The organism is Flavobacterium phragmitis, from assembly GCF_900112575.1.
GTDB lineage: Bacteria > Bacteroidota > Bacteroidia > Flavobacteriales > Flavobacteriaceae > Flavobacterium > Flavobacterium phragmitis.
Genome location: NZ_FOMH01000009.1, coordinates 128,595 through 145,598 on the forward strand (window position 1 = coordinate 128,595; position 17,004 = coordinate 145,598).

At 35.6% G+C, this 17,004-nt stretch carries 13 protein-coding genes; 5 read left to right on the forward strand and 8 right to left on the reverse strand.

The window, feature by feature from the left end; genetic code table 11:
* Positions 1-100: 100 nt before the first annotated feature.
* The 6 genes from BM289_RS16620 to BM289_RS16645 all read right to left on the reverse strand — a co-directional run bounded on the left by BM289_RS16620 (position 101) and on the right by BM289_RS16645 (position 6,621).
* Positions 101-541 carry a MaoC/PaaZ C-terminal domain-containing protein gene (locus tag BM289_RS16620; RefSeq protein ID WP_091495590.1) on the reverse strand — a complete coding sequence of 147 codons (441 nt, stop codon included), beginning with the start codon at positions 539-541 and terminating at the stop codon, positions 101-103.
* Between the two features lie 109 nt (positions 542-650).
* Positions 651-1,724, reverse strand: coding sequence for a Gfo/Idh/MocA family protein (locus tag BM289_RS16625; RefSeq protein ID WP_091495591.1), 1,074 nt, complete (start codon positions 1,722-1,724; stop codon positions 651-653).
* Between the two features lie 33 nt (positions 1,725-1,757).
* A complete protein-coding gene (locus BM289_RS16630) occupies positions 1,758-3,014 on the reverse strand; it encodes an extracellular solute-binding protein (RefSeq protein WP_091495593.1) in 1,257 nt (418 codons plus the stop codon).
* Positions 3,014-4,153, reverse strand: a complete 1,140-nt coding sequence (locus BM289_RS16635; RefSeq protein WP_091495596.1) for a CaiB/BaiF CoA transferase family protein — start codon at positions 4,151-4,153, stop codon at positions 3,014-3,016. The genes BM289_RS16630 and BM289_RS16635 overlap by 1 nt, the downstream gene beginning before the upstream one ends.
* Before the next feature lie 174 nt (positions 4,154-4,327).
* Entirely contained in the window at positions 4,328-5,476 is a 1,149-nt protein-coding gene (locus tag BM289_RS16640) for a CaiB/BaiF CoA transferase family protein (protein ID WP_091495598.1), read from the reverse strand.
* Positions 5,473-6,621, reverse strand: coding sequence for an ABC transporter substrate-binding protein (locus tag BM289_RS16645; RefSeq protein ID WP_091495600.1), 1,149 nt, complete (start codon positions 6,619-6,621; stop codon positions 5,473-5,475). The genes BM289_RS16640 and BM289_RS16645 overlap by 4 nt, the downstream gene beginning before the upstream one ends.
* 366 nt (positions 6,622-6,987) lie before the next feature.
* On the opposite strand from BM289_RS16645, the gene BM289_RS16650 reads away from it, so the two are divergent.
* The 4 genes from BM289_RS16650 (at position 6,988) to BM289_RS16665 (ending at position 10,845) form a co-directional block, all read left to right on the forward strand.
* On the forward strand, positions 6,988-7,842 hold the full coding sequence (locus BM289_RS16650; RefSeq protein ID WP_091495602.1) for a fumarylacetoacetate hydrolase family protein: 855 nt from the start codon (positions 6,988-6,990) through the stop codon (positions 7,840-7,842).
* 184 nt (positions 7,843-8,026) lie between these two features.
* Positions 8,027-9,040 (forward strand): zinc-binding alcohol dehydrogenase family protein, encoded by a 1,014-nt coding sequence (locus tag BM289_RS16655; RefSeq protein ID WP_091495604.1) that lies wholly within the window; start codon positions 8,027-8,029, stop codon positions 9,038-9,040.
* Positions 9,041-9,210: 170 nt separating this feature from the next.
* Positions 9,211-10,008 carry an SDR family oxidoreductase gene (locus tag BM289_RS16660; RefSeq protein ID WP_091495606.1) on the forward strand — a complete coding sequence of 266 codons (798 nt, stop codon included), beginning with the start codon at positions 9,211-9,213 and terminating at the stop codon, positions 10,006-10,008.
* A 6-nt stretch (positions 10,009-10,014) separates the two neighbouring features.
* On the forward strand, positions 10,015-10,845 hold the full coding sequence (locus tag BM289_RS16665; RefSeq protein WP_091495608.1) for an amidohydrolase family protein: 831 nt from the start codon (positions 10,015-10,017) through the stop codon (positions 10,843-10,845).
* A gap of 365 nt (positions 10,846-11,210) precedes the next feature.
* Here the strand turns inward: BM289_RS16665 and pelA are convergent, their stop codons facing one another.
* Together pelA and BM289_RS16675 are read right to left on the reverse strand one after the other, a co-directional pair.
* Positions 11,211-12,392 carry a pectate lyase gene (gene pelA, locus BM289_RS16670; protein WP_091495610.1) on the reverse strand — a complete coding sequence of 394 codons (1,182 nt, stop codon included), beginning with the start codon at positions 12,390-12,392 and terminating at the stop codon, positions 11,211-11,213.
* Between the two features lie 12 nt (positions 12,393-12,404).
* Complete coding sequence (locus tag BM289_RS16675) at positions 12,405-14,081, reverse strand: glycoside hydrolase family 28 protein (protein WP_244165393.1); 1,677 nt, start codon at positions 14,079-14,081, stop codon at positions 12,405-12,407.
* A gap of 380 nt (positions 14,082-14,461) precedes the next feature.
* On the opposite strand from BM289_RS16675, the gene BM289_RS16680 reads away from it, so the two are divergent.
* Positions 14,462-16,930 carry a right-handed parallel beta-helix repeat-containing protein gene (locus tag BM289_RS16680; RefSeq protein WP_244165394.1) on the forward strand — a complete coding sequence of 823 codons (2,469 nt, stop codon included), beginning with the start codon at positions 14,462-14,464 and terminating at the stop codon, positions 16,928-16,930.
* The last annotated feature ends 74 nt before the right edge of the window (positions 16,931-17,004 follow it).

The following is a 17,004-nucleotide window of genomic DNA, read 5'->3' on the forward strand; positions in this document are numbered from 1 at the left end:
TGTTTTTTTATTAAAGGTCAAGTGGCAAAAAAATCATAGGTTCAAAGTGTAGAAACCTCTGTCACTTTGCAACTTTGTCTCTTTGTCACTTCAAGAAAAATTATTTTTTCTTCACTAAAAGTAAATGATCACATACCAAAACGACTTCACCGCGTTGGTTGATGATTTCTACGTGTTCTGTTACGGTTCCCATTTCTGGATTTTTGGCTTCTCCTTTTTCAGAAATAGTAACTTCTGAATGAATTGTGTCACCAATATGAACAGGTTTTACAAAACGCATTTTATCGTATCCTCTAGAGAAAGCTTCAGGATTTATTTCTGAAGCGGTTAATCCGATTCCGATGGCAAAAACCATCGTTCCGTGAGCGATTCTTTGTCCGAATGGTTGCGTTTTACACCATTCTTCGTCCATGTGGTGTGGGAAGAAATCTCCGGTGTGTCCGGCGTGAACTACAAAATCAGTTTCTGTAATGGTTCTGCCTAAAGTTACTCGTTTGTCGTCGATTTGATAATCTTCGAAAAAAGTCGATTTAAAATACATATTTTAGATATTTTTTATCGGTCTCGCTCTTTCAATCAAATGCTAAAATACATTTGTTTTGAGATGGACTGAAATTTGTTTTTTTTTGTTTTGAAATATAGTGTTTTAATTACACTTCATCAAAAGAAATTCCGCCGTTTTTACTGCTGGCGTAACAGGCTTCTACAACTTTCATTGTTCCTAAAACATCTTGAACACTGGCAGACAATATGGAGTCAGAACCTTCTTTGTAACGCATCAGATTGGACATTGCGCCGATAAAGGCTTCAGGAAACCAAGAACCTTCCAGTTTCACTTCTGTCCATTCGTATTCATTTTCATTATCTTTTTTCGGCAAAGCATACTCAAAAACGTCTGGCAGACCGTCAGGATAGTTCATTAATAAACCCATTTTTGCTTTAACAGCACCTTTTGTTCCTTCCCATTTGATATAACTTTCTTCATGTTTTGGTCCAAAATGATGATCGTGATTCGTATTGATTACAACATGTTTGTCTTCGCCATAATCCAAAATAATGGTAGATCGGCTTGAAGATAATTTTTTAAGCGGATGTTTGGCTGTTTTTGCCATTACAATTTTAGGATTTCCCAGAAAAGAACGAATGCAGTCAATATAATGAACGCTATGGAAAAGAATCTCCAATCTCGGATGTTCTTTAATTAAAGGAAACAATTCCCAAGGCGTATTTACAGTTACTTTGAATTCTAAATCGTATAATTCACCAATAATTCCCTGATCGATTAAATATCGGGCAGCGCTTACAAAAGACGCAAAACGCAATTGAAAATTGATTGCCGCTACCAAATTTTTTCTTTCGCAGACTTCTACAATTTCGCGTGCCTGAGCCAAATCATTTCCCATTGGTTTCTGAATTAAAACTGCAGCACCATCAGGCAATTGTTCCAAAATTTCAATGTATTGATCAGGTAAAACTGTAATGTCATATACAGCGTTTGAAGGCGCACTTTTAACGGCATCGGCAATATTTTCAAAAACATGATCGATCTTGAATTGTTTCTGTAAATCGTATGCTTTTGAGATTGTTCTGTTGGTAATACCAAAAACTTTAAAACCAGCCATTTCATAAGCAGGAAGATGCGCATCTTTTACAATACCGCTCGCTCCAATAATTACAATGGGCTGTTCTGTTTGGGGAAGTAAAGGTTTATAGGGAATATTCATTTGTTCTATATTTTGAAATTAAGCCTGTCCATTTTAATTTTTGACAGAGATGTGTAATGTTGTTCCTTGACTTAATTCTTTAATTTTTTCCTGAGTTTCTTCTAAAATTATAGCTGATGAAATATCAGTTTCTATCGCTTTTAAAACTGCTCCATCAATTAATTCGGCTACTTTTGGCCAGATTGGGGTTTGTGGAAGCGTCAATGCATTTTCGTGAAGCATTTCCAGTTTATGATAAAACGGAATTAAAGTATTGATTTCCTCATCTTTCCAAGTCGATTTTCGGCATCCGATTCCGCCTTCGGTTGTCAATAATTTGTCGCTTTCTGGCGTTGTGGCAAAACGTAGAAAATCGTAAGCCAGTTTTTTGTGTTTGCTCCCAGAACCAATGGTATACAGCCAATATACATTCAAAGAAGCTGTTTTATGACCGGGATCGGATGGGAGGGAAGTGATGTCGATTTTCCCTTTTACTTTCGATTCTTCAATTACTTCTGCCATAGAAGCAAATCCAAACCAGTTTATGGCCATTGCAGCTTGCCCTTCGGCGAAAGCCAAACCAGCTTCAACAGAACCAAATTCTCTCGATTTTGGATGAACCGCAGTTGCATCATTGACCATTTTTCTATAAAAATCCAATGCTTTTATAGCTGTTTCATTATGAATATCAATCTGATTTTTTTTGTTTAATAATGAACCGCCTCGTGTCCATAACTGCAGGCAGAAGTCAAAAACCATATTATGTCCGTCTGGATAATTGGCAAAAACAGAGCCGTATAAATTTTGTTCAGGACGATTAAAAAAGGTTGCTATTTCTGCAAATTCCGACCAGGTTTTTGGTGTGGAAAGTTCATAACCAAATTGTTTTTTAAAATGCTCTTTTTCCGTTTCGTTTTCGAATAAATCTTTTCTGTAAATCAAACATTCTGGGCCATCATGAAAAGGAAGTCCGAAAATGCCGTTGCTTAATTTTTGTAAATGCAGAAGCGATTTATGCCATCCGAAAGGGTAATTTTCTGGCGGATTTTCTCCAATCAAAGAAAATAAATTTAGAACTGCATTTTCGTTCACAGCATCAAAAATCCAATCGGTGTTGATATGGGCAATATCCCATTTTCCTTCTTTTAAACCTTTTTCAGAAATAGTAGTTTCATAAAGATCATGAAGTTCCATCGGAATCATTTCTGCTTCCATTTTGATATTGTTGTGAAGGCAGAAAGCATCCCACAATTTTTGAAGTGTACTTTCGAACGGATCGAATTTTCGAACGGCGATTCTAATTTTTTCCATCAGCAGTCTATAAATTCTTTACTAATTTTCTCATTGTCTTGCCCCAGTTTCGGCGAACCTTTTCCAGAAGTCAGATATTCTCCGTCAATTTTTATCGGACAGCGTGTTGTTTTATATGTGTAACCGTCAAGCATTTCGACTTGCTGCGTAAAATTCAAAACCTTGAATCCATCTTCAGCAAACAACTGCTGGTAATTTAAAACTCCTGCACACCAAATATCTGCGGGTTCTAAAATATCAAGCCAAAACTGTGTTTCCTGCGTCTGTAAATGATCGGCAAGAATATTTTTTATGTCGTCTCTAAGTGTAAATTTATTCTCAGGAAACTGTAATAAAGCATCGCATTTTAGCAAAGAAGCCAAAACAGGAATCGATCCCATCGCCAATGCCAAGTAACCATTTTTCGTTTTGTAAATACCGTATGGCGCGCCCAAATAAGCGTGGGCATTGTTGGTTTTAGTTCGAACAGGCAATTCACCTCCGTCATTAAAGAAAGTGGTAATCGTTTCAAACTGAAAATCAAATGCCGATTCCAACATACTGACTTGAATTTGTGCGCCGATATTATGCGTTGCTTTTCGGTATAATGCAGCTAAAATTCCTTGAGCTAAATGCGCTCCAGCAAGCATATCTACAATTGATAATCCCATTGGAACTGGTCCATCTTCTTGATTACCGCTCAGCCAAGTCAAAGCAGTTAAAGATTGTAAAAGCAAATCCTGACCCGGTAAATCTTTTAAATCTGGATGTTCTCCAAAACCAGAAATCGAAGCATAAATCACATTCGGATTAATCTTTTTTACATCATCATAACTCAAACCAATGCGCTCCATAACGCTAGGTCTGAAATTATGCATCACAACATCGGCTTTTGCTAATAATTTTTTTAGTTTTTGAAGTTCCTCTGGCTGTTTAAAATCAATTGCGAAAGATTCTTTGTTTCTGTTGATGGTATGAAAAACAGACGATTCGTCGTTCATAATCAAATCAGAAGTATATAAAGTACGGCAGATATCTCCCGTTCCCGGTTTTTCAATTTTTATTACGCGCGCTCCCAAATCAGCCAAACGCAAACTCGCCGACGGCCCCGAAAGAAACTGACTGAAATCTACAATTAAATAATCTTCTAATGGTTTCATTTTTTTGTTTAACCGTTTTTTTGTTTAATCCTTATTTTCAACAATTAAAATCTATTTTAATCTGCTAAAATCTTTTTAAATCTGCGTAAAATACCTTTTGCGCATAGATTTTTTCACGCAGATTTGTGCAGATAAAAGCAGATTTACACAGATTTTAATTTAATCTGTTGAGTTTTATTTAGCTTGAATGAATTCTTCGTGTATATTCAAATTGTCTTGTCCTACTTTTGGAGCAGCTTTTTCGCTTAATAAAATTTCACCGTCTAATTGAATTGGACTTCTCGTTGTAACTAAAGTTTCGCCTTCGGTATTTTTTACAGTTTGTTTCAGCTGTAATTCCTTTACAAAAGGCTGACTGTCTAATTCTTCGTAGTTGAAAACTTTGCCGCACCAAATGCCTTCTTTTTGGAGGATTTCAATCCAGTAATCAGAAGTTTGGGTTTTAATTCTTTCGCTTAAAATCGTTCTGATTTCATCTCTTTTTTCAAACCAAAGATGTTTATCCGCGAAAGCGTTTAAATCCAATCCTAAGGTTTTTCCAATGAAAATCAAATCACCCATTGCCAATGATAAATAACCGTTCTGAGTTGGGTAAACGCCGTAAGGAGCACTTAAAAAAGCATGTGCACTTCCTTTAATATCGCCACGTTCAGGCAATTGACCGCCATCATTTAAGAAAGAAGTAATCGCTTCAAATTGTACATCCAAAATAGATTCCAGCAGACTCACTTCAACCAAAACACCTTTTTGGGTTTTAGCTCTTTTTAGAAGTGCTGCCAAAATTCCCTGTACAAAATGATTTCCGCACATTAAATCGGCTACAGCCAAACCAAAAGGAACAGGGCCTTGACTTTTGCGTCCGCTCAGCCAGCTTAATCCGGAAAGTGATTGCAGTAATAAATCCTGTCCCGGTTTTTTTGCCCATGGGCCTTCATTTCCGTAACCAGTTATGGTTCCGTATATAATCTTCGGATTAATAGCCAATGTATTTTCAAAATCCAAACCGATTTTTTCCATTACGCCAGGTCTGAAATTATGTGTCATAATATCAGCCTTTTCGATTAGTTTTTTAATTACAACCAAATCGTCAGGATTTTTCAAATCGGCAGCAAAAGATTCTTTATTTCTATTGATGGTATGAAAAAGCAAACTGCTGTCATCTACAAACAAGTCTTTAATACTTAATTGTCTGCAAGCTTCGCCTTTTAGAGGACGCTCAATTTTTATAACGCGTGCGCCCAAATCGGCTAGTTTTAATCCAGCTGAAGGTCCAGCGAGAAACTGACAGAATTCCAGAACAATTAATCCTTCTAAAGGTCTCATACGGTCTGGATTTTTAAAGATTCCGAGTAAAGCGAATTCATTTCTTCCAACACTTTTAATTCGTCTCCGCCATTCATCAAATAATTGCGAACCACATCTCCAGCATGATCTTGGAAATACATGTGGCCATAATATCTCGGACGAAGGAAAGCGCGTTCTAAAGCAGGAAGTGTATTTTTGAAATAATTATGTGTCACGGCATTAATTCTGTCGCTTTTCCAAGCTTGCAAATGCCCAGGCTGACCGCCATTATCGGTATAAATATTCTGCTGAACTTGTGATGAACAAGTAAATTCAGCATATTTTATGGCAGTTTCAATATGTTCGCTGAATGAAGAAACTGCTAATCCAGTACCGCCCAAAGAAGAAATCATTGGATTATCATTCAATTTTACTAAATCATAAAAATGTAAAAGGTTTTGGCTGTAGCCAATGCGAGAATAATTAGAATAACCATAAGCAAACGGACAATACGCAATTTCGTTTGAATTTACCATTGCCTCATAAACCTGAATTGGATTTCTATTAAAGTTTGCAGAATCAATCAATTGTGCCAATTCTCTAAACATTTGAAGGGCTTTTATTCCTGTTGTTTCAGAAATCACTTTTTCTTCTGAAAGAAAAGGCGCTTCGCCTAAACTGCAGCAAAACATGTAAAAACTCATTAAAACATCAACCGGAATTCCTGCAAAAGCAACTAAACCTTTTTTCGCTAAAGCCAATAAATCCTCGTAAGTTTTTGGAACTTCTAAATTGTTTTTTTCCAAAATATCCAAGCGGGCAGAGGCAACCGGAGTTGCAGCATCAATTGGCAATGCCCATAATTTGTCGTGAAAAACATAACTTCCGTATGATTTTCCAACGGTATTAATTTCTTGGTCTTTAATATATTCGTTTGATAAATAATCAGATAACGGAAGAATCGCTTTGGTCTGCGCTCCAAAACCTGTCCAAGGATGATCGATAACCAATAAATCGAATCTTTTGGCTAAGTCTTCGATAGAAGCATCGGCAAATTCTTGTAAGCTTCTTTTCTCCCAAGAAATTTCAACTTCAGGATGTAGTTCAGTAAAACGCTGCGATGTGGCAACCATAGGAAGCAAACCTCTTGTATGATTCCAAGTTATGCCTTTTAATTTTATCATTTTTTGTATAGGAATTTTGGGTAGTGAAATCGATTGAAATAATAAATGTAAAACTTACAATTACAAAAGTAGAAATAAGATTTAAATGAACAAGGAATCCGCACTTTTTAAGAAATCTTTTTTACATAAAAGAATAATTAGTGACAGAATTTTTACAAACCATCTAAAAAATGTTATAAAAATTTAAAGTTTAGTCATTTTCAATGACGGAAAATAAAATATAGCTCGGATATTAATTTTTAAAAAGTATTTTTGTAATTGTGGTTTTTACATTTATTAATTTTGCTATGCCCTTTTTGAAGAATTTTGAATTGATGAATGAAGAATAACTACAAATTGTAAACTAAAAACTAAAAATATACGATTATGAAATTAATACGTTTTGGAGAAATCGGAAAAGAGAAACCCGGAGTTTTGATTGGAGAAAAAAGATATGATGTTTCTTCGATTGTAACCGATTTTAACGAAAGTTTCTTTGAAGAAAACGGATTAGAAAAACTGCAAAAAGCATTAGAAAGCAATCCAACTTTGCCCGAAGTAGATGCTTCGGTACGTTTGGGTTCGCCTGTGGCTCGTCCTTCAAAAATTATCTGTATTGGATTGAATTATATCGATCACTGCAAAGAAACCAACGCACCGATTCCGACAGAACCTATTATTTTCTTCAAATCGACAACTTCTTTGTGTGGGCCAGATGATGATTTGATTATTCCGAAAAATAGTGAAAAAACAGATTGGGAAGTAGAATTGGCTTTTATCGTTGGAAAAAAAGCAAGTTATGTTGAAGAAGCAGATGCCTTGGATTATGTGGCCGGATATGCTTTGTTGAATGATTACAGCGAAAGAGCTTTTCAATTGGAACGTGGTGGACAATGGGCAAAAGGAAAAGGAAGTGACACTTTTGCGCCTCTTGGACCATTTTTGGCAACAAAAGAGGAAATAGCAGATGTCGATAATTTAAAGATGTGGCTGACGGTAAACGGTAAAAAATACCAAGACAGCAATACCTTAAATTTGGTTTTCAAAATTCCTTATTTATTGCATTATTTAAGTCAGTTTATGACTTTGCTTCCGGGCGATATCATCAGTACGGGAACACCTCCGGGAGTTGGTTTAGGAATAAAACCGGATCCGATTTACATTAAAGCGGGTGATGTTATTGAGCTTGGAATTGAAGGTTTAGGAACTAGCAAACAAAAGGCTGTAGCTTATAAAAAGTAATATAACTATCTGTTATTATAGTAACGAATCGTAACGCGGATAAAACTGATTCGCTATCGCGAAGACACGGATTTAACGGATTTTCCATCAATTTTCTAAAAAATAAGATCCGTTATAATCCGCGTTTTACGAAGTAAATCCGTTTCATCCGCGTCCAATTAGAAATTTAAACAAAACATAAATAATGAAATATATTGTTTGCGAAAAACCGCAGGAATTTTTACTAAAAGAAACCAGTATTCCTGAACCAAAAGAAGGTGAAGTTTTATTGAAAATTAAAAGAATCGGGATCTGTGGAACTGATATTCACGCTTTTGGCGGAACACAACCGTATTTTGAATATCCAAGAATTTTAGGTCACGAATTGGCGGCAGAATATGTAAAGGGAAATGCGACAGGTTTTAAACCAGGAGACAAAGTAACGTTTATTCCGTATTTCAACTGCGGAAAATGTGTTGCCTGTAGAAACGGGTTGACAAATTGCTGTGTAAATATCAAAGTTTTCGGCGTTCATATTGATGGCGGAATGGCTGAATATGTTTCGATTCCAGAACAATATTTACTTCACGGTCAGGGATTAGATTATGATGAATTGGCTTTGGTTGAACCTTTAGCTATTGCAGCGCATGGCGTTAGAAGAGCAGCTGTAAGACCAACGGATACGGTTTTGGTAATGGGTGCAGGACCAATCGGAATTGGTTTGATTCAGTTTGCTAAAATTGCTGGAGCAAAAGTAATTGTTATGGATATTAATGATTACAGATTGAATTTTTGTAAAGAACAATTACAGGCAGACGAAACGATTAATCCGTTAAACGATGACGTTGCTCAAAAATTAGCTGAATTAACCAATGGAGATATGGCGAATGTAGTTATTGATGCTACTGGAAATCAGAAGGTGATGAACAGTGCTTTCAATTATATTTCGCATGGTGGAAGATTTGTTTTGGTTGGACTTCAAAAAGGAGAATTGAGTTTTAGTCATCCTGATTTCCACAAAAGAGAATCAACTTTAATGAGCAGCAGAAATGCCACAATTGAAGATTTCGAATATGTAATGAAATGTCTGAAAGAAGGGAAAATCGATCCGAAGAAATACATTACGCACAGGACTAATTTTGATGGAATGATTGCTGATTTTGGGAATTTGATTGACCCTAAAAATAATGTAATTAAGGCGTTGATTGAAATAGAATAATTTTTTTAAAACACATAGAAACATAGATTTTTTTGTTTCTCGAAAGAGAATAGAAAGAAACTAGTTTCTAACACATAGAACTATGTGAATTAATGCAAGTGAAACGCCTTTATGCGGTTCCAAAACTATGTTTCTATGTGTTTAAAAATGAATCTTAAATAACCACAAAAATGGATTTAAACTTAAAAAACAAAATAGTTGTCGTTTCTGGTTCGGCTGGAAAAGAAGGCAGTATTGGAGAAACAATAATCAACAGATTGGCAGATGAAGGTGCAATTCCTGTTTTAGTTGACAGAAATGCAAGAGGTTTCGAATACGCAGAAAGACTTCAAAAAAGAGGTGTTAATTCACTATTTGTACAGACCGATGTAACTGATCCAGTTGCGATAGAAAATGCTGTAAAAGTAATCGGAGCAAAATATGGAAGAATTGATGCTATAATTAATAATGTTGGCGTGAATGACGGTGCAGGATTAGACTCTTCTTATGAGGAATTTATGAATTCTTTGAAATTGAATGTGGTAAGTTATTTTCTTTTAGCTAAATATTCGCTTCCGTATTTAAAAGAATCAAAAGGAAATATTTTAAACATTGGTTCAAAAGTCGCTTTAACAGGTCAGGGTGGGACTTCGGGTTACGCCGCAGCGAAAGGAGGAGTTTTAGGCTTAACAAGAGAATGGGCAGTAGATTTGATTCAGTACGGAATCCGTTCAAATGCGATTATCATTGCCGAAAGTTATACGCCAGCATACGAAGATTGGATTAAAACATTGCCAGATGGAGAGGCAGTTTTGAAAAAAATTAGTAAAACGATTCCGTTAGAAAGCCGAATGACGAAAACAGAAGAAATAGCGGATACAGCTCTTTTCATCATTTCTGAAAAATCATCGCATACTACTGGACAATTTGTTTTTGTGGACGGAGGTTACGTACATTTAGACCGTGCTTTAATCAGCGATGTTAATTAAAAAGTTATGAGTAAAAGAGTAGATTCCCATCAGCATTTTTGGAAGTTTGATCCCGTTAGAGACAGTTGGATTGATGAAACGATGCAGAATATTCAAAGAGATTTTCTTCCTGAAGATTTACAGCCGTTATTAAAAGAAAATCAGTTTGAAGGCTGTGTCGCAGTTCAGGCAAGCCAATCGGAAGAAGAAACTCAATTTTTATTGGATTTAGCTTCTAAAAATGATTTTATAAAAGGAGTTGTAGGCTGGATTGATTTACGAAATGAAAACATTGAAGAACGTTTACAATTCTTTTCAGATCAAAAAAAACTGAAAGGTTTCAGACATGTTGTGCAAGGAGAACCAGATGATTTTATGGATGGTGAGGAATTCAGAAGAGGAATCAAAGCTTTAAAACCATTCAATTATACTTACGATATTTTAATTTTTCACAGACAACTTCCGGCCGCAATACGTTTGGTTAAAGATTTTCCAAATCAAAAGTTTGTAATCGATCATATTGCGAAACCAGATATTAAATCAGGAAGCATTGATTCTTGGAAAAAAGGAATAGAAGAAATTGCAAAATACGACAACGTTTGGTGTAAAATTTCTGGAATGGTCACAGAAGCCGACTGGAAAAATTGGAAACAAGAAGATTTGAAACCATATTTAGATATAGTTTTTGAAAACTTCTCAGCTGATAAATTAATGTACGGATCAGATTGGCCAGTTCTCAATGTTGCTTCGGATTATCATGAAGTAGTAAAAACTTTAGAAGATTATATTTCTAAGTTTTCTATTGAAGACCAAAATAAGATTTGGTTTGAGAATGCGAAGGAGTTTTATAAGTTATGAGTTAGCTCATAGATTATAAGAGCCTGAAAGGCTCACATCATGAACGCTGGGCAACGCCCAGTGATAACGAAGAATACAGAGTGATAAAAGCCCTGAAAGGGCGTAAGCATTAATCGTCATGTAATTGCTTACGCCCTTTCAGGGCTTTATTATGCTGTTCTATATCAATTCATAGGGTTGCCCTATGGTGATGCTTTGAGGCCTTTGGCCTATTATCAAAAATGACAAAAACATAGCCCGTGGTTTCAACCACGGGAACACAATACGAGACGTGACAATATTGCGTCCCCGTGGTTGAAACCACGGGCTATATTTGAAAATTGGATTCTGGTTATTTCTCCCTTTGGACGATAAAACTTTCCATTTTACTCTTTCAAAACATTATTATCAGGAGCCCACTTCTTCTGCCATTCTGGATATTTCTTTAATGCCTTTTCAGGTTTATCCGTATACCAAGCATAGCCAGTTCTTCTTTCACGACTTACTTCGGCTAAAGAATATAAAAACTCACTATCACGATCAGAGAACAAAGGTTTATGCGTTTTTAGTTCATAATATCTTGTCCAGATTGGTGGAGCCGTTGGATCGTTTACGACTCTCACGTCATTTTTGATTTTCTTGTATTTGGATTCCATTTCTTCAGCAGCAAAACTTTCAACTCTTGTGTTATAGATTTTAGAATCCTGAAACCATTTTATAGCACCTTGAATAGCATTAATGATCTTTTCATTTGGATTGTCGATATCCATCAAGAATAAAACAACATCAACACTTTCTGCATTACAGATGCTTGGTGGTTCAAATTTACGAGCCCACGCTGGTTCAAGCGTTATTTCATCGTGTTGCTGGCACCAGGCTGTTAATTTTCCGTTGTCTTTAATCTGCATTTTTAAAATACAATCAACTCCTTTTTGATATGCTACAGTTACTTTTTTTCTAGTTTTAGCATCAATAAAAGCATAATCAGGGTCATTGTATACAATCTTTTTTAGGAGATTCATAATTCCCATATAAGCTCCGTCATTAAAGGTAATATGACGACTATATCCTTTTTCCAGCGGATAATATTGTGGCCAGCCTCCGTTTGGATATTGTGCTTTTAAAGTAAAATTTATACCTCGCAGACAACCGTCTTTATATCTCGAATCTTTTGTTAGTGTATAGACCTGTGCCAGATAATGGATATGAGTGTAAGTCGTTTCGTTATCAAAAGTAGTATGTTCAATGTATTTTGTTTTAACAACGCTGTCAACTTGCTGTGGCGTTAGAATGGCTTTCATATCATAATTCTTTGGCCATCCGCCATTGTCACGCTGGAAATACAGAATATTATCGGCGATTTTAGTGTAATCCGTTTCGGCATATTTCGGCTGATTTGGAATTGGATTAATGATGTTCGTTTTGTCTTTGATAAAATACCAATGATTAGTCCCATCAGTAAAAGGTTTAGTACTTATTTCGCTATTTGTCTGTGCCTTTAGACATAAAACGGAAAAGAAGCAAAACGTTACTGTCAGTAATTTTGAATTGTTTACGGAATTGAACATAGAACGTTTGTATTAGAATTTAACCGCTTTCTTAGGAACACTTTTGTCAACAGTAGTGGTTTTTGATAAATTAGAACCGCTTAAATCGATGTTTTTACTCGCTTCACCTGCAATCGTAATTGTGTTTGAAGAAGAAGGATTAAATGCTACATTTTTTAGAGAAAGATTTTGAGCATTGTAAATCTCAAATGCATTTTTAGCCTGAATATCCAATTGTAAGTTATTTAATTTTATTCCTTTAGCATCAATAATTGAAAAACCTTTTTCTGCTTTAGCAATTAAGTTTGTGATTTCAATATTTTCTAAATTCATCTCTGGAAGACCTTGTAGAAATACTGCTTGCTGAGCACCTTTTATTGTAATATTTTTGATTGTAATATTTTTGAATTGAGGTGTTTCAACTGTTACAGGCATTGCTTTATTAACGATTTTATCACCACCTTCTTCCAATGTTTCAGCTATTGATTTTCCACCGTAATACAAATTAAAAGAAATAGCCTGAGACGGAATATCAGTCATAAATACATCTGAAATAAAGATGTTTTCAACTACACCGCCTCTTCCTCGGGCACTTTTAAAACGTAAACCTACGTCTGTTCCCATAAAAGTACAATTAGAGACATGAAGGTTTTTTACACCGCCAGACATTTCGCTTCCTACTGTAACTCCTCCATGACCATGATACACAATATTATTTCTTACAATGATGTTTTCGCAAGGAACACCTCTTTCACGCCCGTCTTTATCTTTTCCAGATTTGATACAGATGGCATCGTCTCCCACGTCAAAACTTGAATTTTCGACCAATACGTTTTTACAGCATTCTACATCAAGTCCGTCTCCGTTTTGAGAATACCAAGGATTACGAACACTTACATTTCGAACAATCAAATCTTCCACCATAAAAGGGTGAATATTCCAAGCTGGGGAATTCTGAAAAACAGGACCATCAAATAAAACTCTTTTGCTGTTTTGAATGCTTACCATTACCGGACGAAGAAAATCATGAATAGTTTCAAATTCTTCTTTTGTTTTTAAGTCAGGACGTACATTTTGGTCAGCACCTTTTGAGGCATTCATAAAAACCTCTGATGGATACCAGCTTGTTTTGTCTTTATTTAAAACACCGCCTTTTGAAATAACTTCTTTCCACTGGCTTTCTGTTACTTTACTTTTCTTAACTTGTCTCCATACTTCACCTGAGCCATCCCATACGCCATTCCCTGTAAAAGCAACATTTTCAAGGTTTTTGCCATAAATAGGTGAGATACAGCGCCAAGTATTTAAACCTTCAAAGTTGGTTTCAACCAAAGGATACAAAGTTTTGTCTGGAGAAAATTTTATCAGAGCACCTCTTTCTGCATGCAGCTCAATATTACTTTTTAATATAATCGGACCTGTAAGCCAAATTCCAGGAGGAATAATTAGTTTTCCACCGCCCTTTTTGGACAGCACATCAATCGCATCTGCAAAAGCTTTCGTATTTAAAACGTAGCCTCCATTTACAGCTCCAAAGTCTTTCAGGTTTACGCTGTTGTTAGGAATGACAGGTTCGTTAATCTTTGACATTTTAAACTCAATGTTTTGATAAGCACTGCCTGAGGTATTTTGAGCAGTAAGGTCTTTAGAACTCAGACACATCAAAAGAGCGAGTGCAAGAGAGGCAAATTGTAGTCGGTTGATTTTCATTGTTAGTAATTTTTTGGTGTTTATTTTATTTATATGAAAATTTAAGTTCTTATAAATAATAATCTTTAAATGTAATCGATTACACAAATCTATTAAAAAAAATCAATTTATCGCTGCATCTAGGCATAAATTAAGCACTTTAACTATTAGGATACTTTTTTAAAATGCTTTTGAAATAAAAATTGCAGGAGGGTACAGGATGCTTATCATTTAATGTTCCTATAAATTAGACCAATTATTTGTAAAAAGTGTTAAAAATACATTTGTTTGTAAAAATTATAGTGTTTTAAATTGACAGCAAATAATTTTGGGGACATAAAAAAATCAATATCATAATAATGCTACTAATTACTTTTACCAGAATACAAATCTTTTTTTTGATGATCTTGAGCACTTTTTCAATGAGTGCCGCCGAAATTTGGGTTTCTAAAAACGGAAACGATAAAAATTCAGGTACCAAAGAAAATCCTTTGGCAACGGTTCACATGGCAATGCGAAAAGCCAGAGAACTTCGCCGATTAAAAGATCCATCGATTAAAGATGGAATACGAATCATAGTAATGAACGGAACGTATTATTTAAACGAACCTCTATTTGTACGACCAGAAGATTCGGGAACTCCAGAAAGTCCAACAACAATCGAAGCTGATGCCAACGCGAGACCAATCATAAGCGGTGGAATCGAAATTAAAAACTGGACAAAATCTACAACTGTTATTAACGGACTAAAAAAAGGTTCGGTTTGGGTGGCAGATGCACCAACAAAAGCAGGAACTTTAATTGATTTCAGACAATTATGGGTCAACGATAAAAAGGCAGTTAGAGCCAAAAATACGACTGGAACATCTATGGAAAGAATCTTGTCATGGGATCATGAATCACAAACTTGCTGGATTCCGTTTAAAGATAAGTCGGTGAAGTTTGAACCGGGAATGGAAATGTTTATTGTGCAATGGTGGTCGAATGCCAATCTTAGAATTAAAAATATCGAAGTTCAAAAAGACAGTGCCAAACTTTCGTTTGAAGAACCAGAGAGCCGAATCCAAAGCGAACATCCTTGGCCAGCACCTTGGATTTCTAAAAATAACGGAAATTCAGCTTATTTCTTAAACAATGCTTTTTCGCTTTTAAATGAACCAGGCGAATGGTATTTAGATAAAAAAAATGCCAAAATCTATTATGTTCCAAGAGCTGGAGAAGATATTAATACAGTTAAAGTTACCGCTCCGGTTTTAGAAAATCTTCTGGAAGTAAAAGGAACAATAGATTCTCCTGTACATCATTTTCAGTTTAAAGGAATTTCGTTTCAGTACAGCAACTGGCTTCGTCCTTCACAGCAAGGGCATGTGCCGTTGCAGTCAGGATTATATTTGTTGGATGCATATAAATTGAAACAGCCGGGAACACCAAATCAGGCCAATTTAGAAAATCAGGCTTGGGTTGGAAGACCTCGCGCTGCGGTGGAAGTAAATTATGCCAATAATATTCAGTTTGAATCGTGCCGTTTTGAGCATCTGTCTTCGACTGGTTTAGATTTAAATAAAGGAACGAAACATAATACTATAAAAGGAAATTTATTTAAAGATATTGGCGGAAGTGCCATAAACGTTGGTGTTTTCTCTGAAGAAGCTTTTGAAGCGCATTTGCCTTTAATAATAAAAGACGAAAGAGAAATGTGTTCTGATGAAGTGATTTCGGATAATTTAATCACCAACGTAACCAACGAAGATTGGGGAACTCTTGGAATCAGCGCTGGTTTTGTTCGAAATATTACGATTGAACACAACGAAATTTCGGATGTATCATACTCAGGAATCGCAATGGGCTGGGGTTGGACGCACACACCTAATGTGATGCAAAACAATAAAATTCTAGGAAATAAAATTCATCATTATGCCAAACATTTGCATGATGTTTCGGGAATCTACACGCTTTCTGCTCAGCCAAACAGCCGAATAGAAGAAAACTACATTGATAAAGTTTACAACAGTCCATATGCACACGATCCGTTTTTATGGCTGTATTTGTATACTGACGAAGGAAGCGAAGGCTTTACGATTAAAAACAATTGGATTGCAGAAAAGAAAATCCTGAAAAATCATAATGGTCCAAAAGGAAATATCTGGGAGCACAATGATCCGTATGTAAGTGTCAAAATTAAAGATGCCGCAGGAATCAGAGCGCCTTACAAAGATTTAGAAAAAGAAGTTGTAATCGATGAAAAATGGGGATTGCAGGAAATGCCAAAACCTTATGCCATCGAATTGATAGGTTCTGATTTTGATATCGAAAAAATCAAATCGACTTTGGTTGGATTCAGAATTGTAGGTCAGGAATTGTACCAATGGAAAAATCATTTGGTGATTTATGGGAAAATGAATCAGCCGGAAAGAACAAAGCGTAAACTGGCGGGTGCTTTTCCTTCTTTAGAAATTAAAATCTATGATGATTTGGTTTACGATTTTCAAAACTTCGAAAGATGTAAAGATTCAAAACCAGCATCGGATTGGGAAAATGTGGTTTTAACTGCGAATCTTCCTGCCGATGAAAAACTGCAAAAGGAATATGTAGAATATCATAAAACGCAATTCGAAAAATGGCCAGAGGTAGCGAAAGGTTTCTGTAATGCCGATTTTCAGCAATTGCAAGTTTTCAAAAATGAAAGACAATTGATTTTGGTTATCAGTATTCCAAAAGGCGAAAATTTGGACAAACTAAATCCAAAAACAACAGAAAATAACCCAAGAGTAGATCAATGGAACGCCTTAATGAAAAAATACCAATCAGGAATTGAAGGCGCAAAACCAGACGAAACCTGGATTTTCTTAAACAAAGTAGAAACGAAATAAAGAGAGATAGCCACGAATTCACGAATTTTCTTTTTAAAATCTTTTCGATTATTAATTCGAATAATTCGAATTAA